General features: G+C 46.7%; 17 protein-coding genes. 13 read left to right on the top strand and 4 right to left on the bottom strand.

Annotated features, from left to right (window positions below; genetic code table 11):
• Window positions 1-5 precede the first annotated feature (5 nt).
• The 6 genes from XMD579_RS06375 (at window position 6) to XMD579_RS06350 (ending at window position 7,169) form a co-directional block, all read left to right on the top strand.
• Entirely contained in the window at window positions 6-1,355 is a 1,350-nt protein-coding gene (locus XMD579_RS06375) for a sigma-54 dependent transcriptional regulator (RefSeq protein WP_173498573.1), read from the top strand.
• A gap of 93 nt (window positions 1,356-1,448) precedes the next feature.
• Window positions 1,449-2,453, top strand: coding sequence for a TRAP transporter substrate-binding protein DctP (gene dctP / locus XMD579_RS06370; RefSeq protein WP_173489195.1), 1,005 nt, complete (start codon window positions 1,449-1,451; stop codon window positions 2,451-2,453).
• A gap of 51 nt (window positions 2,454-2,504) precedes the next feature.
• Window positions 2,505-3,140 carry a TRAP transporter small permease subunit gene (locus XMD579_RS06365; protein WP_173489196.1) on the top strand — a complete coding sequence of 212 codons (636 nt, stop codon included), beginning with the start codon at window positions 2,505-2,507 and terminating at the stop codon, window positions 3,138-3,140.
• A gap of 1 nt (window position 3,141) precedes the next feature.
• Complete coding sequence (locus tag XMD579_RS06360) at window positions 3,142-4,545, top strand: TRAP transporter large permease (protein ID WP_173489197.1); 1,404 nt, start codon at window positions 3,142-3,144, stop codon at window positions 4,543-4,545.
• 150 nt (window positions 4,546-4,695) lie between these two features.
• Entirely contained in the window at window positions 4,696-6,519 is a 1,824-nt protein-coding gene (gene edd, locus XMD579_RS06355) for a phosphogluconate dehydratase (RefSeq protein ID WP_173506094.1), read from the top strand.
• A 14-nt stretch (window positions 6,520-6,533) separates the two neighbouring features.
• Window positions 6,534-7,169, top strand: a complete 636-nt coding sequence (locus XMD579_RS06350; protein WP_173481071.1) for a bifunctional 4-hydroxy-2-oxoglutarate aldolase/2-dehydro-3-deoxy-phosphogluconate aldolase — start codon at window positions 6,534-6,536, stop codon at window positions 7,167-7,169.
• A gap of 171 nt (window positions 7,170-7,340) precedes the next feature.
• On the opposite strand, the gene XMD579_RS06345 is transcribed toward XMD579_RS06350, so the two are convergent.
• The gene (locus tag XMD579_RS06345; protein ID WP_173506093.1) at window positions 7,341-8,186 is read right to left on the bottom strand and encodes a D-hexose-6-phosphate mutarotase; all 846 of its coding nucleotides are present in this window, start codon (window positions 8,184-8,186) and stop codon (window positions 7,341-7,343) included.
• A 224-nt stretch (window positions 8,187-8,410) separates the two neighbouring features.
• Here XMD579_RS06345 and zwf point away from each other — a divergent pair, with 224 nt between their 5' ends.
• Window positions 8,411-9,880: a glucose-6-phosphate dehydrogenase gene (zwf, locus tag XMD579_RS06340; RefSeq protein ID WP_173484032.1), complete on the top strand. Its 1,470-nt coding sequence runs from the start codon at window positions 8,411-8,413 to the stop codon at window positions 9,878-9,880.
• An 18-nt stretch (window positions 9,881-9,898) separates the two neighbouring features.
• Complete coding sequence (gene pgl, locus XMD579_RS06335) at window positions 9,899-10,585, top strand: 6-phosphogluconolactonase (protein WP_217364088.1); 687 nt, start codon at window positions 9,899-9,901, stop codon at window positions 10,583-10,585.
• 164 nt (window positions 10,586-10,749) lie between these two features.
• Here the strand turns inward: pgl and XMD579_RS06330 are convergent, their stop codons facing one another.
• The gene (locus XMD579_RS06330; RefSeq protein ID WP_173506091.1) at window positions 10,750-11,730 is read right to left on the bottom strand and encodes a glutathione S-transferase family protein; all 981 of its coding nucleotides are present in this window, start codon (window positions 11,728-11,730) and stop codon (window positions 10,750-10,752) included.
• 198 nt (window positions 11,731-11,928) lie between these two features.
• Between XMD579_RS06330 and tpiA the strand changes: the two genes are divergently transcribed.
• Together tpiA and XMD579_RS06320 are read left to right on the top strand one after the other, a co-directional pair.
• Window positions 11,929-12,684 carry a triose-phosphate isomerase gene (gene tpiA, locus XMD579_RS06325; protein WP_173506090.1) on the top strand — a complete coding sequence of 252 codons (756 nt, stop codon included), beginning with the start codon at window positions 11,929-11,931 and terminating at the stop codon, window positions 12,682-12,684.
• Between the two features lie 106 nt (window positions 12,685-12,790).
• The gene (locus tag XMD579_RS06320) at window positions 12,791-13,582 is read left to right on the top strand and encodes an MBL fold metallo-hydrolase (RefSeq protein WP_173506089.1); all 792 of its coding nucleotides are present in this window, start codon (window positions 12,791-12,793) and stop codon (window positions 13,580-13,582) included.
• A 124-nt stretch (window positions 13,583-13,706) separates the two neighbouring features.
• Here XMD579_RS06320 and XMD579_RS06315 read toward each other — a convergent pair whose 3' ends face one another.
• Window positions 13,707-15,401, bottom strand: a complete 1,695-nt coding sequence (locus XMD579_RS06315) for a ShlB/FhaC/HecB family hemolysin secretion/activation protein (RefSeq protein WP_173506088.1) — start codon at window positions 15,399-15,401, stop codon at window positions 13,707-13,709.
• Window positions 15,382-16,167 carry an amidohydrolase family protein gene (locus XMD579_RS06310; RefSeq protein WP_173484029.1) on the bottom strand — a complete coding sequence of 262 codons (786 nt, stop codon included), beginning with the start codon at window positions 16,165-16,167 and terminating at the stop codon, window positions 15,382-15,384. Before XMD579_RS06310 ends, XMD579_RS06315 begins: the two co-directional genes overlap by 20 nt.
• A 229-nt stretch (window positions 16,168-16,396) precedes the next feature.
• Here XMD579_RS06310 and XMD579_RS06305 point away from each other — a divergent pair, with 229 nt between their 5' ends.
• Genes XMD579_RS06305 through XMD579_RS06295 form a run of 3 tightly spaced genes read left to right on the top strand, consistent with a single transcriptional unit; the run spans window position 16,397 to window position 21,147 of the window.
• Window positions 16,397-17,005, top strand: coding sequence for a biliverdin-producing heme oxygenase (locus XMD579_RS06305; protein ID WP_173506087.1), 609 nt, complete (start codon window positions 16,397-16,399; stop codon window positions 17,003-17,005).
• Entirely contained in the window at window positions 16,998-18,611 is a 1,614-nt protein-coding gene (locus XMD579_RS06300; protein ID WP_173506086.1) for an ATP-binding protein, read from the top strand. The genes XMD579_RS06305 and XMD579_RS06300 overlap by 8 nt, the downstream gene beginning before the upstream one ends.
• Window positions 18,604-21,147, top strand: coding sequence for a GAF domain-containing protein (locus XMD579_RS06295; RefSeq protein ID WP_173506085.1), 2,544 nt, complete (start codon window positions 18,604-18,606; stop codon window positions 21,145-21,147). The genes XMD579_RS06300 and XMD579_RS06295 overlap by 8 nt, the downstream gene beginning before the upstream one ends.
• The last annotated feature ends 81 nt before the right edge of the window (window positions 21,148-21,228 follow it).

Below are 21,228 nucleotides of genomic sequence, written 5' to 3'. Positions count from 1 at the left end.
GTCGAATGTCTGATATGAGAGTGTTGATTATCGATGATGAAGAGGATGTAAGGGCCTCGTTGGCACTTCTGCTTAAGAGCTCTGGGTGGCATGTTACACAACTCAGTAATGCCCAAAACCTTCTTCATGACATTAAACAGATTGAGCCTAATCTGGTCATTAGTGATGTCAGAATGCCAGGTGTTAGTGGTTTGGATGCCTTCCTAGCACTGGACAGGGAGGAGAGTAATCCACCTTTTATTTTTGTCTCTGCCCATGGTGATATCGATATGGCTGTTGAAGCTATGTCAGCTGGCGCCTATACCTTCCTTGAAAAGCCTTATGACCCTAAGCGCCTATTGCTAGCAGCTCGCCATGCCGGACAGCAATTTAAATTGTCCCTGCAAAATAAACAGCTCAAAGACAAAGTCGAACAACTCTCTAAAATCGAAAATATTTTACTTGGACAAAGCGATCAGATGATTCATTTGCGACAGCAGATACATGAATATGCTTTGGCTGATAATCCAATCATGTTGTTGGGTCAAACAGGCACCGGTAAAGAGCTAGCTGCTCGTGCTATTCACTCACTTTCTGATCGTTCCGATGGGCCATTCATCTCAGTCAATTGTGCTGTCATTGATAGTGATAGGTTTTCGGCGCTTATGTTTGGTGATGGTGATCAGCCGGGCTATGTGGAACTGGCTGAAGGGGGGACTCTCTTCTTAGATGAGGTTGTGGAACTCTCGCAGCTGCATCAGGCTCAGTTACTCCATCTTATAGAGCACAATGGTTATCAAAAGTTTGGCAGTACTAAAACAGAAGCAGCCGACATTCGAATACTCTCTGCGACAAATCTGCACCACACCGAGCTTGAGTCGAACCTTAGGTCAGATCTGCTTTACCGTTTAAATGGTTTGACCATTAATCTACCAGCCCTGACTGAACATCTAGAAGATGTTCCGATGCTTTTTCAATATTTTACGTCCAAGTTTTCAGATGCCTATAACTCGCAACTGGAGCCCCTGAGCAGTTCTGATATTAGCTGGTTAATGAGCCACTCTTGGCCTGGAAATGTCAGAGAGTTGATGCATCTTGCTGAACGAAGGGTGTTGATCTCTCGTGAGAATACGAAGTCAGTGGCCGATGCGGCAAATATCAAAGATCCCGCTTTGAAAAGTAATACCAAGTTAAGGCCTGCACTGGCCAATTTTGAAAGGGCGTTGATCGAGAGAGTGTTGCGCGATTGTGAGGGTCGAATGGATGAGGTGGCTGAGGTGCTAGGGATCGGCCGTCGTACACTCAATGAAAAAATCGTGAAGTTGGGGTTGGACAAAGACCAAGTGCTTGGTGCTGGCGGAAATCCGCAGGCTTAATCCATTTCATTGGCAATTTTCTTCATAGTGCTGTTTTTGTGACTAGGTTAATGTCTTCTTCGTGTTATTTTTTAATCAAAACCGGAGAAAACAATGCAAAAGAAACTGGTTACTGCAATTGCCCTGACAATGGGTGCAACGCTATCACTTGAAGCCTTTGCGACTGAATGGAATGTCAGTCTTTGGGGTAAGCGCCGCGCCTTCACTGAGCATGTCGAAAAACTGGCGGAGTTGGTTGAACAGAAAACCGATGGTCAGTTCAAACTGAATCTTTCCTATGGTGGTCTATCCAAGAACAAAGAGAACCTTGATGGTATCTCTATTGGTGCTTTCGAAATGGCGCAGTTCTGTGCCGGTTACCACCCAGACAAAAACCCATCAATTACAGTAATGGAACTTCCATTCCTAGGTGTCAGTTCGCTTCGCCAAGAGGCTGACATCTCTATGGCTGTCTACAACCATCCAGCCGCCAAGAAAGATCTAGATCGCTGGAATGCTACGCTTCTAATGCCATCTCCACTGCCGCAGTACAATATCCTTGGTAAAGGCGAAGCGCCAAGTACGCTTAAAGACTTTGAGGGCCTAGCCGTGCGTGCAACAGGTGGTATCGGTGCTGCGATGCGTGAAGTAGGTGCGGTTCCAAGTTCTATGTCGGCTTCTGAAGTTCGTCAGGCATTGGATAGCGGTGTCATCTCTGCAGCCTCTTTTGCTCCTCACGCTCACATGTCATTCGGTACAGTGGAAGTGGGTGAGTGGTGGACGACCAACCTAAACCCAGGATCAGTAAACTGTCCTGTTGTTGTCAATTCAGACGCACTTGCGGATCTGTCTGAAGAACACCGTGAAGCGCTTCTCAGCTCTGTTGACGAGTCACTGGATCACTACATCAGCTTCTATGAGAATAAAACGATGGCACGTTGGTGGCCAACGCTTGAAGAGCGTGGCATCAAGCAAGTTAGCTTCTCAGATGATGCTCTTGCTGCCTTCCGTGAGCGCGTAGCGGCGCCTGCTGCAAAAGCTTGGTTAGCTGACATGCAAGCCAAAGGTGTTGATGGTCAAGCGTTGCTTGATCTTGTTGAATCTGAATTAGCTAAGTAATTAGCGGTTCGCAGGGGGCTTTTGCCCCCTTTTTTTATTGTTGGAGAGAGTATGTCTGGTAGCGCTTCCGTTTTAACAGATAACTCACTGCTCAGTCGAATCGACCAGCGTCTTTACAAACTAGAGACGGGGTTGGCTCTTTTGGGCGGTTTTACCGTGTTGGGTCTGATCATTCTAGCGGTTGTGTCCGTTGCAGGGCGTAACCTGTTTAGCCAGCCCATACCGGGTTACATTGACTGGATTGAACAGTTCATGCCTCTGATTGCCTTTATGGGTATTGCATACACTCAACGTGATGGCGGCCATATACGCATGGATATGCTGGTTAATCAGTTGAAAGGTCGGGTTTTGTGGTTCGTAGAAGCCTTAACGACTCTCATTATCCTTCTGTTAGTTATTTTATTGATTTGGGGTTCATGGTCCCATTTTGAACGCAGTTTCGATTTCTCTGCGCCTCTTTGGTCTAGGGATTCTACGATCGATATAGGCTTGCCTCTTTGGCCCGCTAAGTTACTAGCCCCCATTGCGCTCTCTGTGCTCTCTATTCGTTTGGTACTGCAAATATGGGGTTTTGCTAGAGCCTTCGTTTTAAATCAAACCTCTCCCGTCGCTGTGCCTTTGACTGAAGATATTGAAACACAGGCTCGCAAAGAGGCGGATCAGCTAGAAGAGATGGGAGGTCAATGAGATGACCAGTATTGAGATTGGTATCGTCGTTACCGGAGGTTTGTTGCTCGCTGTCGTTTTTGGCATGCGTGTTGCCTTTGCTTCAGCCGTTGCAGGTATGATTGGTTTGATTTGGATCTTTTGGGCGAAAAAGTCGTTTGACCCAGAGGACTTCACTTGGGCGTTAGGTGTGGCCGCTAAGACAGCAGGGCAGGTGCCTCACTCTAAAATCTCCAGTCAGGCGCTTTCCCTTATACCGACCTTTATTTTGATAGGTTATTTAGCCTATTACGCGGGTTTGACAAAGTCGTTGTTTGAAGCTGCAAAGCGTTGGGTAGGTTGGATGCCTGGTGGTATGGCCGTTGCAACGGTGTTTTCAACGGCGGGTTTCTCTGCGGTATCGGGAGCCAGTGTGGCAACCTCAGCTGTCTTTTCCCGTATAGCCATCCCCGAGATGTTAAAGCTGGGTTATGACAAGCGCTTTGCTGCAGGTGTCGTTGCAGCCGGCGGTACTTTGGCTTCGTTAATTCCGCCCAGTGCGATTTTGGTTATCTATGCCATCATTGTTGAGCAGGATGTTGGACAGCTGCTGTTAGCCGGCTTTTTGCCGGGCGCGGTCTCTGCACTGATCTATGTGGCTCTGATTGTTGGTATGGCTCTTTTGATTCCTAAACTCGGTCCACCGATTAAAGGTTACAGTTGGAAGGAGAAACTTAAATCGCTACCACCTGCACTGCCGATTGTTGCAGTCGTTGCGGTGATTATTCTTTTCACCTACAACCCATTTGGTGAATCTTTGGGTACCCCGACTGAGGGCGGTGCGATTGGTGCTTTTATTGTGTTGGTGATGGCGATTGCTAATGGCATGACCTTTAAACAATTGACCAAAGCGATCTTAGATACAGCCAAACTCTCGGTCATGATGTTCACCATTATCTGGGGTGTGTTGATCTACGTTCGATTCCTAGGTTTTGCTGACCTCCCTTCGGCGTTCTCTGATTGGATTAATTCACTCGATCAGTCACCTTTCCTAACCTTGGCGCTGATTCTGTTGGCTTATGCGGTATTGGGTATGTTTATGGACGCGATTGGCATGATGTTGCTAACGTTGCCTATCGTCTATCCAACTGTCATGGCACTGAACGGTGGTGAGGCCGTATCAGCAGCAGACAGTGTGTTTGGTATGTCAGGGCCAATGTGCGCGATCTGGTTTGGCATATTGGTGGTTAAGATGGCGGAGTTCTGTTTGATTACACCACCAATAGGCCTCAACTGCTTTGTCGTTGCCGGAGTTAGGGATGACTTGAGCGTACAGGATGTCTTCAGAGGGGTAACACCTTTCTTCATAGCGGACGCCTTTACGATTGCCGTTCTGTTTATGTTTCCATCCATTGTACTTTGGTTACCTTCTTTGGCAGCCGGTTAAGCAAAGTGCCCCATTATAAGAGCCGCATCCGCGGCTCTTTTTATTTTTATTACGTAATTTATTTAATTTTTTCTTGTTAGATAGATGGTTCCACTCTAAAATGTAATTAAATTACATATAAGAACGCCTTTAGGTGCAGAGGAGTGGGAAGTGGTACATCCTAAGTTAGCTGAAGTTACTGAACGTATAGTTGAAAGAAGCCGTGCTTCACGTGCTGACTACGTCGCTCGTATGGAAGCCGCAAAAAGCTCTAAAGTAACTCGCTCTACACTCGCTTGTGGCAACCTTGCTCATGGCTCTGCCGCCTGTGGTGAGCAAGATAAAAACACCCTAAAGATGATGGAGAGTGCCAACGTCGGCATTATCTCTGCTTACAACGACATGGTTTCGGCGCATCAGCCTTTCCAGCACTTTCCTGAACTGATTAAACAAGCGGTCAATGGCATGGGTGGCGTTGCACAGGTGGCGGGTGCTGTGCCTGCAATGTGTGATGGTGTGACTCAGGGTCAAGATGGCATGGAGTTGAGTCTATTCAGTCGCGATACCATCGCCATGGCTACCGCGGTTGGTCTATCGCACAACATGTTTGATGCTGCCCTTTGCTTAGGGGTGTGTGACAAGATTGTACCGGGTCTGTTGATTGGTGCGCTTAGCTTTGGGCATCTTCCTGTTATTTTTGTACCGGCAGGTCCTATGCCGAGTGGTTTGCCTAACAAAGAGAAAGCGCGTATTCGTCAGGAGTATGCAGAGGGTAAGGTAGGTCGAGATGCGTTGTTGCAGTGTGAATCAGACTCTTACCACAGTGCGGGCACCTGTACATTCTATGGTACAGCGAACTCAAACCAGCTATTGATGGAGGCGATGGGTCTTCATCTGCCGGGTTCATCATTCATCAACCCTTACACACCGCTCCGTGACGAGTTGACGAAAGCCGCTGCTGAACAGGTCTGTCGTATTACCTCTTTGGGTTCTGATTACCGTCCGCTCTATCAGGTGATCGATGAGAAGGCGATTGTAAACGGTATTGTGGCACTACTGGCTACCGGTGGATCTACCAACCACACCATGCACATCATTGCGATGGCTCGTGCAGCCGGTGTCATTGTGAACTGGGACGATATGTCTGATCTATCTGATGTAGTGCCTCTATTAACCCGTATCTATCCCAACGGCTCTGCTGATATCAACCACTTCCAAGCGGCCGGTGGCATGTCTCTTCTATTCCGTGAGCTGCTTAGTGCAGGTCTGTTGCACGAGGATGTTCTGACAGTGACGGGTAATGGCCTAAAAGACTACACCCAAGAGCCTTTCCTAGAAGAGGGTAAATTGGTTTGGCGATCAGGCCCTGAAGCCTCTTTGGATGCAGAGGTTATCTCAACTGCAAAAGCGCCGTTCTCCAATAACGGTGGGGTTAAAGTGATGCGCGGTAACCTTGGTCGCTCAGTGATTAAGGTTTCGGCAGTACCGACAGAGAATTACGTCGTGGAAGCGCCTGCTGTGGTGCTTCACGAGCAGGATGATCTTAAAGCCCTCTATGAAGCGGGTGAGCTCAATAAAGATTGTGTAGTGGTTGTTCGCTTCCAGGGGCCTGCGGCTATCGGTATGCCTGAACTGCACAAGCTGACGCCCTTCTTAGGATCTCTGCAAGACAAGGGGTACAAGGTTGCTCTGGTGACAGATGGCCGCATGTCAGGTGCATCTGGCAAGATTCCAGCGGCGATTCACCTAACACCAGAAGCTCTGCACGGTGGTGCTATTGCTAAGATCCAAGACGGTGACCTGATTCGTCTTGATGCGCATACCGGTGAGCTGACGCTGCTGGTTGATGAGGCTGAGTTGGCGGCACGTGAATGCGCGACTCAGGATCTATCGGCCCACCAGTTCGGTATGGGGCGTGAGATGTTTGCAGGCATGCGTTCTCTAGTATCAGGTGCGGAAGAGGGTGCCTCTATCTTCTTCGGAACTAAACAGTAAAAGGATTTCGAATAATGAGCATTAACGTTGATGCGTTGTTAACGACCTCTCCGGTCATGCCCGTTCTTGTCATTGAACGCGTGGAAGATGCTGTGCCCTTGGCAGAAGCATTAAAAGCGGGTGGTTTAAAGGTTCTTGAAGTGACTTTGCGCACCGATTCAGCGATTGAAGTGATCAAAGAGATTGCTGACAAAGTCGACGATGTCATTGTCGGTGCGGGCACGGTGACTAAACCGGAAGAGTTTCAACAGGTTCAAGAGGCTGGCGGCATGTTTGCCATTAGCCCTGGTGCAACTGATGCTCTGTTTAAGGCGGGCTTGGAATCTGATATGCCCTACCTACCAGCAATCAGCTCGGTTGCCGAGATGATGCGTGGTATGGAATTTGGTTTTGAGGCGTTCAAGTTCTTCCCAGCGGAAGCTGCGGGCGGACCTAAGATGCTTAAAGCGATTTCGGGTCCATTCCCACAGGTTCGTTTCTGCCCAACGGGTGGCATTAATGAAAACAACTTTACCGATTACTTGAGCCTGCCCAGCGTTAACGTGGTTGGCGGTTCATGGGTAGTACCAACCGATCTGATTGATGCAAAAGATTGGGACGGTATTACCAAACTAGCTTCAGACGCAGTGGCTAAGGCCTCTGCACTGTAGACCTCCTGTTTCCTAAAGGTCGTGGAAACTGAGTGCATCTGCACTCCTTTCGCCGCCCCATCCCGGGCGGCTTTTTTATGTCCAGGATGGACGGTATCCTGTGATTCCACGGATGGAAAGGAGCAGGGCATGTCCAGGATGAAAATCATCGCGGCCTTTGCAAGACCGCTCCTACGCTGTGTGGATACCTTGCCTTAGGGTAAAACTTTCACCCGGCTCGATGCGGACCTTATCTTCCATCGCATTGGCCGCTTCAATACATAAAAAGCAACGGTAGTGCTCGGCGCCTATATCCGCCATATTGTTAGCCGTCTCTTTTCCCGGGTTCCAAACCACTGTGGTACCGCTGTTCTGTTTGTATATTCGCGTTTCTTGGTTCTTGTCATTCAAGACCAGGCAATTTGAATCGTCAAAATAGACTCTATCCGTTGGCTCTTTTAGATCGACTGAATCTCGATCTTCCGTTGCACGTACGAAATCTTTTAGCTTATCGGCATAGTCCACTCCCTTCAGACCCGCAATGCTGGCATTGTCTAGATCAGAGATAGGGAGGTAGGTATGCAGTGCCTGTGTGATCTCTATCGGTTGATTGCCAAGATTGGTAGTAATCAGTTCAACGCTGAGTTTGTCGGTCAGAGTGACCTTTATCGCTAGGCTGCAGTCGTATGGGAATAGGGGATTCGCAACGCTGTTCTCAAGTCCAAGCGTAACAGAGGCAAACTCCTCGTGATCTTGAGCATCAACCAGAGTCCAAGTTGACGTGCGCGCAAAGCCGTGTGCAGGTCTACTCTCATCGCTTGGGTGTGCACCAAACCAAGGCCAACAGACTGGGATGCCACCGCGTATCGACTTGCCCGCCTCTAAGTTGGCTTTAGGGCTCATCCAGAGCCGCTCCTCGCCATTGGATTGATAGCTTAGTATGTGCCCTCCTGAAAGGGAGATGATGGCAAGGTCACTCTTGAAAGTCAGTTGAACAGCGTCTAGCTGCTCTTTGAAACGGGTAATATCGATGCTCATATTGGATTACGTATAAAAATTACAAAAAAGTTAACAGTCTGTTAAGTGTATCAGTTTCAAGGAAAATAGTAGGTTTTACTGCTCTAATCACCAAAATGAAAGGGGTATAGTGCATTTAAATATAAAATTAGCTCATCACTTTTGTAGATCATTTGCTACAAAATGTACTAAAATTACATAAATTTTTTACATTTACTCTTTCCACCTCCAAAGGAGTGTAGCTCATGAACGATGCAATGCATCAAGCCTGTGATTTTGTTCTGTTCGGTGCCAAGGGTGACCTGGCAATGCGTAAGCTATTTCCTGCGCTATTCCAGCTCGACAAAGCGAAGCTACTGAACCCTGAGTCTAAGATCATCGGCGTTGCACGTGCGGATTGGGACCAGGCTGCCTTTGTTGAAGCGGTGGAAGCGACACTGGTTCGATTTTTAGCGCCTGGTGAGATGAGCTCTGAAGAGTGGCAACGTTTCTCAGCGCGTCTTGATTACGTTCAGGTCGATATGACCTCCGCCGATGATTTCAAGAAGATCAAAGCTAAACTTGATGACAGTCGAATCATGGTTAACTACCTTGCAACACCGCCTGCTGTGTTTGGTGACATCTGTAAAAACCTCAGCAGTGCAGAGTTAATCAATGAGACGACGCGTATCGTATTGGAAAAGCCGATTGGTCACGATTTGGCGAGCTCTAAGGTGATCAACGATACGGTTGCTCAATACTTTAATGAGAACCGTATCTACCGCATTGACCACTACCTAGGTAAAGATACGGTTCAAAACCTTATTGCCCTGCGCTTTGCCAACAACCTGTTTGGTTCACAGTGGAACAACTCGGCAATCGATCACGTTCAGATTACGGTTTCTGAAACCGTTGGTCTTGAAGGGCGTTGGAGTTACTACGATAAAGTGGGGCAGATGCGTGACATGGTTCAAAACCACCTGTTGCAACTTCTCTGCATGGTCGCAATGAACCCGCCGAGCAAACTGGATGCAGACTCGATTCGCGATGAGAAAGTCAGAATTCTGAAAGCCCTTCACCCAATTAATTCTTCCAATGTCACTAAACGTGCCGTTCGTGGTCAGTACACAGCCGGGTCTATCGGTGGTCAAGCGGTGGTTGGCTATGGTGAAGAGGAGGGCAGTGCTGCGACTAAGTCCAACACTGAAACCTTTGTCTCTCTACGAGTCAATGTCGATAACTGGCGTTGGGCCGGCGTACCCTTCTACCTGCGTACCGGTAAACGTATGCCGCAAAAGATGACCGAGATCGTGGTGGTTTATAAAAATAACCCACACTTTATTTTTGATCCTAAGCAGCGTGACATCGTCAACAATCGTCTGGTTATTCGTCTTCAGCCAGATGAGGGGATTCGTCTTCACGTTGTTACTAAACAACTGGGCATGCACCAAGGCATGGATCTACAAAACCGTGCGCTCAACCTGGACTTCAGCGAAAGTGATCCTAACCAACGAACTCCGGATGCTTACGAGCGTCTGCTTCTAGAATCGATGGTCGGTGATCAGTCACTGTTCGTTCGTCGTGATGAGATTGAAGCCTCTTGGACTTGGTGTGACGAGTTGATTCAGGCATGGAAAGATGTCGGTGACGAAGTGAAACCTTACAACGCCGGTACCTGGGGACCTATTGGTTCAATCGCTCTGATCGAGCGCGATGGTCGTTCTTGGCACGAGTGAGGTTTAATGATGTCCAATATGATTCAATTTGATACACGAGAGTCACTTGAAAGTCGCTTATCGGAAGAGATAGTCGCGCTATTAAAAGCCGGGATTGAAGAGCGTGGCCGTGCAACACTGGTCGTATCGGGTGGTCGGACACCGGCGGCACTATTCCAATCGCTCTCTGTCCAAGAGCTCGATTGGTCTAAGGTTTGGATTACCCTTGCAGATGAGCGTTGGGTTCCTGATACCCATGAAGACAGCAATGCTCTATCTGTAAAAACACACTTGCTACAGAATCGAGCGGCGGCTGCGCATTTTATTCCTCACTTTAATGACGCTGAGTATCCCTGTTCTGGTCAAACCAAGCTAGAAGAGGTTCTGAGTGAACTTCCAAAAGAGTTTGATGCCGTGATTTTAGGCATGGGCGAGGATGGTCATACCGCATCATTCTTTCCCAATGCACCAGAGCTAACGGCAGCGTTAAACCCTTATGGTTTTAAAGCCTGTATGGGTGTGACTCCGCCCGTCGCTCCCCATTTGCGTATGACATTGACCTTGCAAAGGTTGTTGCACGCTAAACGTATCTTTATTCACCTTTGTGGCGATTCAAAACTGCCGGTACTTGAGCAAGCGATGGGTGAGGGCGACACCGAAGAGATGCCTGTGCGCGCTGTTCTACGCCAAAGCAAAACCCCTGTCGATATCTACTGGGCTCCCTAACCCGACAGCATGTTGGAGCGGTCTTGAAAGGCCGCGATGCTCTTTAAAATCGCCTCATCTGCGATAAGGCTCCAACATGGTTAGCTGCTTGCTGTTGGAGCGGTCTTGAAAAGGCCGCGATGCACTTCAAACCAATCGCCTCATCTAAGATAAGGCTCCAACAACTACAAAAACTCGCGTCCGTGGGGTGCCATCAGATCAAACTCTGGACCGTAGGAGATGATGCCATGCGGGTTGATGGTTGGATGGCTGCGGTAGTAGTGGTGTCTGATATGATCAAGGTCACAGCTCTCTGCAACGCCGGGTTGTTGGTAGATATCACGCAGGTAGTTTGACAGGGCCGGGTATTCTGCGATTCGTTTACGGTCACACTTAAAGTGCTGAACATACACTGGGTCAAAGCGAATCAAAGTCGTGAAGAGTCGGATATCAGCCTCGGTTAACTGATGACCCACTAAGTAACGACGAGTGGTTAGCCTCTCTTCCAGTCTGTCCAGATGCTCAAAGAGATTCACCACCGCTTCGTCATAGGCCGCTTGGGTGGTTGCGAAGCCCGACTTATAGACACCATTATTTACGGGTTCGTAGATGAACTCATTCCACTGATCAATCTCTGCTTGTAGCGATTCAGGGTAGAGATCCAGATCATTTGCGCCCATCTGGTTAAAACCTGAGTTGAGCATACGAATAATTTCTGAGGACTCATTGCTGACAATGATCTGATTCTGTTTATCCCAAAGGACTGGAACCGTTACCCGACCGGTGTACTCTGGATCGCACTGGGTATAGATCTGGTGCATAAACTGCTTCTGATTGACACGATCACCGGTTGCAGCTGGAAAGTCTGAATCAAAAGTCCAGCCTTGCTCAAGCATCAAGGGGTGCACCACATCAAATGAGATGTGGTCTTGTAGACCCTTGAGTGCTCTGACGATCAGAGTTCTATGTGCCCAAGGGCAGGCTAAAGAGACATAGAGATGGTATCGACCCGGTTCAGCTTTAAAACCTGCATCACCCGTTGGGCCTTCGGCACCATCAGGGGTAACCCAGTTTCGATATTGCGCCTCTGTTCGAATAAATTTTCCATTGGATGATTTAGTGTCATACCACTGATCATGCCACTGACCGTCGATTAGAAGTCCCATTGAGTGATTGCCCGTTTAATCATGAATCTTAATAAGCACTACGACAAAGAGCTCCAACCTGTTTAATGGTCCGCAAAGAAACTCTTAATTATAAGAAAGATAGATTGATATAAAATGCTCTTCTAGGCAACTAATGGTTGATCCGGCTCTCTAGGCTTATTAAGCTGTCTTTTTTGTTTGGATCTAAGGAGTTACGTGATGAGACGCCCCCTAATTATGGGTAACTGGAAAATGAATGGATCGTTGATGGCCAACGAATCTCTATTGACTGGTTTGGCCGATCAGGTCGCTTCTCTAAAAGGCGTTGATATCGCGGTCTGTCCATCCTTTATTTATATTCCTCAAGCACTGGAGTTAACTGCAGACACTGCCATAAAAGTGGGTGCGCAAAACCTAAGTGATCAAGAGAAAGGCGCTTTCACCGGTGAAGTGAGTGGTGAAATGATCCGTGATCTTGGCTGTGCTTATGTATTGACGGGTCACTCTGAGCGTCGCTCTCTCTATGGTGAAACCAGTCAATTGGTGGCAGAAAAAACGCTTAAAGCACTAGAGCTCGGCCTTGTACCGGTTCTCTGTATCGGTGAAACACTGGAAGAGCGTCAATCGGGTCAAATGAATGCTGTATTAGAAGAGCAGGTCAATGCGGTTGTCGATCTATGTGGTGCAGACACTTTTGCACAAATTGTGATTGCCTATGAGCCAGTCTGGGCGATTGGTACCGGCGAAACAGCGACACCACAACAAGCTCAAGATGCTCATGCCTTTGTTCGCAGCTTGATAGCCAAACACAACACTGATATCGCTGATCGCGTGACCATTCTTTACGGTGGTAGCATGAACGACAAAAATGCTGCAGAGCTACTTGCTATGGCTGACGTTGACGGTGGATTGGTCGGTGGTGCATCCCTTAAAGCTGACAGCTTCGCGACCATCTGTCGAGCCGCTGCAAACTGATCACATAAACCCTTATCAGGGTCTGGCCTTCAGCCTGACCCTCACTCCTCGGGAAATCGCTTCATCACCTGTAAGGCTCCAACCACTTAATGCAATGGGTTCCTACATGCTAAAACCATTCCTCGCTATCATAACCTTAGCTTTGACACCCTTGGCTCACTCTGATGAGTTACAGGTCATAGAGGTGGCTCCAAATACCTATTCTATTGTGGGGCCGCTGACCGATCGATCTCCCGAAAATTTCGGAAACAATGCCACCTTTGGTTTTGTAGTTTCTGATCAGGGGGTTCTGTTGATCGATTCTGGCGGCAGTTGGAAGGGGGCTGAGAAGATAGAAGCAGCTATCAAAACCGTCACTGGCAAACCGGTCATCAAAGTGATCAACACGGGTGGTCAGGATCATCGTTGGTTCGGTAATGACTATTTTGCGCAGCAGGGCGCCGAGTTAATCAGCAGTAGTACTACGCAAGCCGATCAAAAAGCTCGCGAAGCTCAACAGGTGCAGCGAATCACCAACTTGATTGGTGATTCTTACCAAGGTACTCAACCTACTTATGCCAATACGCTTTTAGACTCAGAGAGTACCCTCACAATGGGTGATCGATCGGTTCAGTTTATTCCGGTCGGTCATACTCATACTCCGGGTGAAAACTTTGTCTGGTTACCAGAATTATCCGTTCTCTATACAGGCGATACAGTGTTTATCGATCGGATGCTTGGTGTTGCCCCTCAATCACAGCATCTAACCTGGATAGAGGCGTTTGAGGTGATAGAGTCGTTAAATCCTAAGGTGATTGTTCCGGGCCATGGAGCACCAACAACCTTGGAAAAAGCTAAGGCTGATACCCTTGATTACCTCAGGTTTCTGCGTGAACAAGTGGGTGAGTTGATTGAATAGGGTGGTGATATGCAGAGTGTGTCATCTATTGACCAGAGTGCATTCAGTTATTTGAACGTCTACGAAGAGATCCATGGCCGCAATGCGCAGCGTGTCTTTGAAGAGATGGAGTGGGAGTGACGCTTTAAAACTCCCATTTCATATTCAGTAGTGTAGTGACATCACCCTGTTCCGTATTCACCCCTTGAGTATTCGATAGTGCTTGAGCAATAGATAAGTCGAATTGAAGTGACTCATGGACTCTATAGCTAGAGTTAAAGCCCCAATCGTAAGCAGATATACGGTTATGAGACTCCAACGGACTAGCATTGGCGTCGGCATTATTGCTGCGTCTTTCAAGTTTTGCCCAGTCGATAAAACCAGCTAATCGCCATTGATCGTTCAGCCGTTTAATAATATCTACACGAACCAGCGCGCCTTGATCGACAATCAACTCGTCAGCACTGAACCCCCGAAGTCCCTGAGACCCGCCTGCAATTAATCGCTGACTGTCATCTAAGTTGTTAGGGCTCATTTGGCCTTGTAAATGGGTCACTACTTGCCAGTTATCGGCTAACCGTTTTTGATAGGTTAAGAATCCACTGAATGTTTTGAATGTACCCGCAGTATTAGCATTGGCTAGGTCATGACCGCGGTTGGGTGAGCCCCCAAGGTCGGTGTTACCCAAGGTGGTTTGAAGTCGATAGGTGAGCCTATCCTTGAGTAAGGCGCGGTTTCCATCGAGCGTCAGTCTCAATGTGTTTACCTTGTAATCGGTATCAGTCAGTGAAGAGTTATTAATTGTTGAGCTCTCCTCAAGCAAGCGTTGTTCTGCGATGCCTGATAGGAATAGATTGCTGCCAAGGGTTCGAATCAGTGGGTGACGAACGCCTAGAGAGTAGGAGATTGCTTGATGTCGTTTGCTGTCTGTATCGGCCGAAAGCCTTCCTGCTTGCAGGTCTAACGTCGTTCCTCGAAGCCCAATGGGCCCTCTGTAAGCCATACTAAGAAATTGAGACTGGGCACTCTTAATGGCGTTCAGGTAGCCAGCACCACCCCGTTGAAATGGGCTAGATAGCATCGATGTTAAAACGGCTTGCTCTTCACCCGATCCATTCAGACCCTGGTTGTTTAGATCAATGGATCCAGAGAATCTGTCACTGTTCTCTATCCAGAGTTCTAGCTCTTGATTCCCGTCATCGTTTGCTTGCAGTCCGCCTGATACGCTGATGCCATGCATATCTATGGTCAGTAACTGCTGACGCTCTCGTTCAGAGAGTATCAGTGGTGCCCCTTCAGACCCTGGAAGAGAGGCGACTGCTTCGACACGCTCAAGTGAGACATTAAAATGATCTTCAAAACCATGATCTAGTATTGCACCGACAAAATTTGACTCGTGTATCTCAAAAACAATCATTCCGTTTTTAGCATCCTGTGGAGGGATGCGTGCCATAGCCGCAATGTCATGTTGTCGATAGGTGTCGGTGATCAGATCCGTTAGCTCAAGCAGTTGCTTAGGGGTAAACGATCTCTCCTCAAAGGGCAAGAATGCCTGATGCAGATGATCGATATCGATGCTGTTTACACCGGAAAACTCAAACCCTTTAACGTATAAGCTGGGTTCACCTTGGGTGGCCTCTGGCAACTTAAAACGACGACGATCCACCTCACCGACAGAGGGTAGGTAGATGGTTGGAAATTGACTCTGAAATTGGTTCAACATACCACCGGTGGTGACATCGGCGAATAATGCTTGCGAAGATAAAGAGCAACTTAGTCCCAGTGTGATAAGAGGTATCAGTGAGTGATAACGCGGTTGTCTAATCTGAAATGGAAACATCAAATAGCCTCTCCGCATTTTCGTAAGCAATTTTTTTAGCCACCTCTGAAGGCAGTGTACTTAACCAATCTCGTGTATCCAGAGTGTAAAGCGGCATCTTCTGCCACTGATCCAGGTTGAATGTATCAGCTCCTAAGGTGAATCGATTAGGGTTAGCCAGTAGAGCCTTTTCCCACTCAGGGTTGAAGCCTCCCCAGGTAACAATCTCTGGTCTAAAGGATAGATCAGCCCAGAGGTTTGGGTATTGATCAAATAGTCCAGCCAGATCACTAGGGGCTTCAAACCCAGCGTGTGCCCAGAGTACCTTAGCCTCGGGCCACTGCAGAAAGATCTGTTGCATCGCCTGACGATCGCCATGCAGGTGCAACACTAAGTTGTACTCTTTGGCTAAAGCCACTAACCGTTTTGACACGGGTGTCTGCATCTCATCGCCAAACGCATGAAACTCACCAATGGCGAAGTAATGGTTCTGTTTGAGCTGTGTCTCTAAATATTCAGTGACCGACTCATCATGCATCCAGGTTCTTAATTCACCACTTTTTCGAAAGGGGCGAAGTGCTGGCAGCACAAGATCAGGCGCCAAGCTCTTTAATCGTTGAGTGTTGTCATCACCGCTGCTTGAAACAAGGGCCTTCTGGATATCGTACTGACGAAGAAGAGAGACGACTCTCCGATCATCAAATTCATCCTGTGTTTTATCGTTGTGGTGAACGTGCGTATCGAAAATAGGAATATTAGAAGCCCAGCTAGTTAGGCTTAAAGTCATCAGTAAGGGTGCAAAGAGAGATTTCATTTCAGCATTTACGTCGATAGTTGTTAGCCAGATTGTTCTATTAAAAAATCAATCCGCATGTGAAAACTTGGCATCGAATTTGCTTATAAATAACAAAAACCTGGCTTTGCAAATTTTTGATCTATGGTTAAGTCAGACAATAAAAATAGTTTCGAGCAGTACAGGAACTTTAAGTAACATTTAAAACAGAAGGACTTTAGCAATGCTCCATGTTAATGCGTCAGAATGTTTGAAACAGTCTACGAATGCATCTCACAGATCCTTAGATGCTCACCCTATCCTTAGATCTTTAGTGCGACCTACTCTGAATGAGCGAGAATATACTCTCGCTCTAGTTGCACTGGAACATTGGATTAAAAAACATCTACCTCTCTTTTTGAATCATTCCAATGAAGCGTTAAAACAGCGTGTTTCTGAGCGTTACTCTTGGTTAATTCAAGATCTTAAGTCTCTGAATGCGTTGGATTGCATTATTGAATCTGAACCTTTTGAAACTCATCACAACTCTCTATCTGAGGTGCTAGGCGCGATTTATGTCTTTGAAGGGGCTTCATTAGGGGGGAGGGTGTTAGCACCGCTCATAGAGCGGAGTTTGAATAGACATGATGTGACCCACTTTTATAACGGGTACAGAGATAACACCTTCGCGCTTTGGAAAGCGACGCAATATGAACTCGATTCTCAGCTCATTGAACCCCAGCAAATTGAGACGGCAGTTGAATCAGCTAAAAAACTATTTTTAAGCATGAGTGACTCTTTAGATATTGTCAGTCACTCATATTTTAAATTGGATGAGGTGGCAAATGGCTAGTCAAAAAAAGACCGTTAAAGTCGAGCCTGAAATTGCTACAGAATTGAATGAATCAGAGCTAAGCCAATCACGTACTGAACAGTTAAAAGTCATAGCAACATTAAGTCATGAACTACGGACGCCGCTGCATGCCATCATGGGCCTAGCTGAACTCTTGCAATCGGAACAGATGTCTCCAATGGCGAAACGGCATGTTGATAAAATAAGTGTGGCGTCGAACGGGCTTCTTGACTCACTGAACAAGGCGATCGAAGCGGCAAGAAGTGAGTCGGGTGCTGTTGTCATCAATCCCGTCACAACCGATATAACGGACCTTATTGAAAGGACCGTTAAGACGTTCTCAATTGCTGCTGAGGGTAAGGGAATTGAACTCGGTTTGATGATTGATCCGAAATTATTCAGACAAAATGTTGAGGTCGATGGTGTTCACCTTCAGCAAGTTTTAAACAATTTGATTGGTAATGCGATCAAATTTACCGATAGCGGTTCGATCGAGGTCTGGGCTGCACTAAAGGGGCAGATTGGATCAGAAGTAGAGATCCATTTCTCGATCATTGATACCGGAATTGGCATTGATCAAAAAGATATACAAAAAATTCTTTCGCCCTTTGAACAGGTGGTTGATGTACAAAAGGGGAGGCCGTTAGGTTCAGGGTTGGGTTTGGGCATATGTTTAGACATAGTCCAAAAAATGGGTGGAAGCCTGGTTCTGAGATCTGATTTAGGAAAGGGGACTAAGGCCTCTTTTCAATTGAGGCTACCTGTCTCTCAGTCAATAGCTGGTTCAGCGCCCCTTAAATTTAGATCAGACCCGATCGTGGCGGTTGTTGCTGATAAATCAGTTAAGTTTGAAATCATTGAGACCTTCTTAAGGGATTGGGGTGCCTCGGTCATCAGAGTCCAGTCTTTCAAACAGCTAACCAAGACAAACATTGATGCGTTGGTCGTCTCAGAGAAAATTGCGATTCAAGAGAATCATCTCTGTAGGGATTGGACGTTAAAAATCCTTGAGGGACGAATAGCGATCATTCGATCTGAGAATAGTGCTTTTCCACCAGGCTTGGTCGATCGAACGGATGAAATTTTTGAGCCTATTTTGCCAAGCCTGTTACACGACTTTTTTGCAAAAAGTGGTTTAAGTGATTCAGTTGCTCAACAGGTTAAATTAAAAGCAGAGAGCCCCCCTCAAGAGTTGATGTTGAAGGTGCTTGCTGTAGACGACAGCATGACCAATCTAATCCTTCTTAAATCACAGTTATTAAAGATCGGAAAGGTCGATGTGGTTTTGGCCAAAAATGGTGCTGAGGCTGTTGATAAAGTGGAATCAGAGAAAGACTTTCACCTAGTGTTTATGGATTTCAATATGCCGATATTAGATGGACCTGAAGCCACTAAACAACTTAGGGATAAGGGGTATGACCTTCCCATTATTGGTCTAACGGCACTGGATTCTTCATCTATTGAGCTCACCAATACGGCGCATCTATTTAACGAGATACTCAATAAACCCGCGGGAATGACTGCCATTGAAGCCGTTCTTAATAAGGTTCGCCTGAATCAATACCAACCCGTGATTAATGAAAACGAGCAAAAACATTATGTCTAACGTCGTCAAAATGAATACACAATACGATTTGAGTACCTGTGAAAAAGAACCCATTCACCTGTTGGGACGCGTACAGAGCTTTGGTTATCTTATCGCGTTCAACTCAGATTGGGGCATCATTGCCGCCTCCGAAAACGTCACAGAGCTGTTTAAGGTACCCGTGGATAAGATGCTGGGTCGAAATTTAGAGACTCTATTCGATAAGACTGAAGTGAATAGGATTAAAGCCACATTCCTCGGCATAAATGGCTCTGATCATTCTGAGAGACTCACAAACATTGATCTGTTTAAAACAGGTCAGCTATACGATCTGGCGATCCATTTATCGGGCAGCACCATAGTGGTTGAGCTTGAAAAGAGTGTTGATAGTTCTTCAGATCAACTTCAGGTCCTCAAGCAGATGATCAGAAAAGTAACAGACACTGATAATTTAGAGGATTTGCTCTCAATTTCGGCCGAACACGTCTCAACGTTAACGGGCTTTGATAGAGTCATGGTCTACCGATTCCATGGAGATGGTAGCGGAGAGGTTGTCGCTGAGCATCGCAATGCATCCGTCGATTCCTTTATGGGTCTTAGATACCCAGCATCGGACATACCACGACAAGCCAGAGCGCTTTACAAAAGAAACCTCACCCGTTTGATTGCTGATGTACATGACTCGGGCGTGCCGATTCATCCGCAGCACGCCACCATTGATCTTTCGATCAGTTCAACTCGTTCAGTATCGCCTGTTCACCTTGAGTATCTAAAAAACATGGGTGTTGCTGCCTCTATGTCCATTAGCATTCTTGTTGACGGTGAACTTTGGGGGTTATTCGCGTGTCACCACTATTCAAATAAATACGTATCGCTGTGTGATAGAACAATAGCAGAGCTCTATGTTGAGTCGTTGGCATTGGAACTGAGAGTTAAGCTTAACAGTCAAAGTCACAGTGATACTGAACTCTCCCGACAGCTGCATATGAAGTTGGTGACAAGCTTAAACAATGATCTATCACTCTTTGATAACCTTAAATCGCATGTCAATTTTATTCATAAACTCATTCCCTCCGATTCCATGGTGCTGGTGGTCGGAGGTGAATACCAAGTGGCCGGAGATCCGATTAGTTCTGAAGATATCCAACTGCTTGTAAAACGACTCAATCGTTCATCACAAAGCGGTATTTTTAGTGTGGAGTCACTGCAAGAGTGGCTCGATGATGACCTCACAATCGCTGATCGTTTTGCTGGTATGTTAGTGGTTCCGATGTCTAGAAGGCCTAAGGATCTGCTTATTTTTCTTCGAAAAGAGGAGCCGCAATCGGTGAGCTGGGCTGGCAATCCTGAGAAGCCAGTTGAGCTAGGACCAAACGGTATTCGTTTAACACCAAGAAAAAGTTTCGAAGCTTGGATCGAAATGAGAAAGGGGTATTCAGCCCCTTGGACAGATCAACAAATCGCCTTAGCTGAACAGATCAAGACCGTACTGTTGGAAATAATTGTACGTAACTTAGATGATTACAACCGCATCGCCAGTGAAGCGCAAAGTCAAAAAGATATGCTCATACACGAACTTAATCACCGAGTTCGTAATATTCTTGGGTTGATCTCAGGGGTTGTCTCGCAAACATCGACAAAAGATTTATCAATTGAGGACTTTCAATCGATTTTAGGGGGACGTGTGCAATCTTTAGCCATTGCACAGACGCATTTAACTGAAAAAAATTGGAATTTCGCTCCGCTCACAATGATTCTCGACAATGAAGAGAGAGCTTTAGTGGCGAAGACTAATCTCATGAAACGATCAGGTCCTGAGGTCAAACTGAGTCCTAAAGCCTTCACGACTATGACCATGGTGATTCATGAGCTTTTAACCAATGCCGTTAAATACGGCGCGGCTAAATCTGAAAATGGTCAAATAAATTTGAACTGGCAGATTCACCAAGGGGAACTGCATTTATATTGGCGCGAATCAGGTGTAACGATCGAACAGTCACCCTCACAGTTTGGATTCGGGTCGGTCATTATCAATCGATCTATTCCTCATGATTTGGGCGGGGTAGCCAAGATTGAGTATCAACGATCCGGTGTGGTTGCAGAATTTGTCATACCTGCGATGCATTTTGAGACTGCAGAAGCAGAGCATAAGAGCGACTCTACATCGAGTGAGGCAGTATCTATCATTCACAAGGGGCAACCGGATAAGGAGAGTGTTCTCATAGTCGAAGATAATATGATCATCGGATTTGAGTTGGAGAGAATGCTGCAGGCAATGGGTTACAAAAATATTGAGTTAGCTGCAACCGTTCAAGAGGCGCATGAATCGATCAATAAAAAGATTCCAGGTTTGGCGGTTTTGGATATCAACTTGGGCGATGAGTCGAGTGAAACGGTCGCAGATTGTCTTCGGAATAAGAGTGTGCCTTTCATCTTTGCCACTGGCTATAGCTCCGTTAAAGATGGCTTTAAGAAGAAGCATGCAAATGTTCCTGTTGTTGAAAAACCCTTTAGTAGCTCTGTAATACAGGCCGCCATTCAGTCGCTGGAGAGTTGATTGAGTAACTCAGCTAACTCACATCGATATCAGGGGTGGTTTAGTATCAATTGATGACGATTTTTTAACTCAATAATAAGT

Origin of the sequence: Marinobacterium sp. xm-d-579, from assembly GCF_013282935.1 — a bacterium.
In the GTDB taxonomy this organism is placed as follows: domain Bacteria; phylum Pseudomonadota; class Gammaproteobacteria; order Pseudomonadales; family Balneatricaceae; genus Marinobacterium_E.
This window is presented reverse-complemented; position numbering and strand designations above follow the sequence as displayed.

Coding starts and splice junctions, on each gene's coding strand:
- XMD579_RS06375 (WP_173498573.1), top strand. CDS start 6: ATGTCTGATATGAGAGTGTTGATTATCGATGATGAAGAGGATGTAAGG.
- XMD579_RS06300 (WP_173506086.1), top strand. CDS start 16,998: ATGGCTAGTCAAAAAAAGACCGTTAAAGTCGAGCCTGAAATTGCTACA.
- XMD579_RS06310 (WP_173484029.1), bottom strand. CDS start 16,167: ATGACTTTAAGCCTAACTAGCTGGGCTTCTAATATTCCTATTTTCGAT.
- XMD579_RS06360 (WP_173489197.1), top strand. CDS start 3,142: ATGACCAGTATTGAGATTGGTATCGTCGTTACCGGAGGTTTGTTGCTC.
- XMD579_RS06330 (WP_173506091.1), bottom strand. CDS start 11,730: ATGGGACTTCTAATCGACGGTCAGTGGCATGATCAGTGGTATGACACT.
- zwf (WP_173484032.1), top strand. CDS start 8,411: ATGAACGATGCAATGCATCAAGCCTGTGATTTTGTTCTGTTCGGTGCC.
- XMD579_RS06350 (WP_173481071.1), top strand. CDS start 6,534: ATGAGCATTAACGTTGATGCGTTGTTAACGACCTCTCCGGTCATGCCC.
- dctP (WP_173489195.1), top strand. CDS start 1,449: ATGCAAAAGAAACTGGTTACTGCAATTGCCCTGACAATGGGTGCAACG.
- pgl (WP_217364088.1), top strand. CDS start 9,899: ATGATTCAATTTGATACACGAGAGTCACTTGAAAGTCGCTTATCGGAA.
- XMD579_RS06315 (WP_173506088.1), bottom strand. CDS start 15,401: ATGTTTCCATTTCAGATTAGACAACCGCGTTATCACTCACTGATACCT.
- XMD579_RS06305 (WP_173506087.1), top strand. CDS start 16,397: ATGCTCCATGTTAATGCGTCAGAATGTTTGAAACAGTCTACGAATGCA.
- XMD579_RS06365 (WP_173489196.1), top strand. CDS start 2,505: ATGTCTGGTAGCGCTTCCGTTTTAACAGATAACTCACTGCTCAGTCGA.
- XMD579_RS06345 (WP_173506093.1), bottom strand. CDS start 8,186: ATGAGCATCGATATTACCCGTTTCAAAGAGCAGCTAGACGCTGTTCAA.
- XMD579_RS06320 (WP_173506089.1), top strand. CDS start 12,791: ATGCTAAAACCATTCCTCGCTATCATAACCTTAGCTTTGACACCCTTG.
- XMD579_RS06295 (WP_173506085.1), top strand. CDS start 18,604: ATGTCTAACGTCGTCAAAATGAATACACAATACGATTTGAGTACCTGT.
- tpiA (WP_173506090.1), top strand. CDS start 11,929: ATGAGACGCCCCCTAATTATGGGTAACTGGAAAATGAATGGATCGTTG.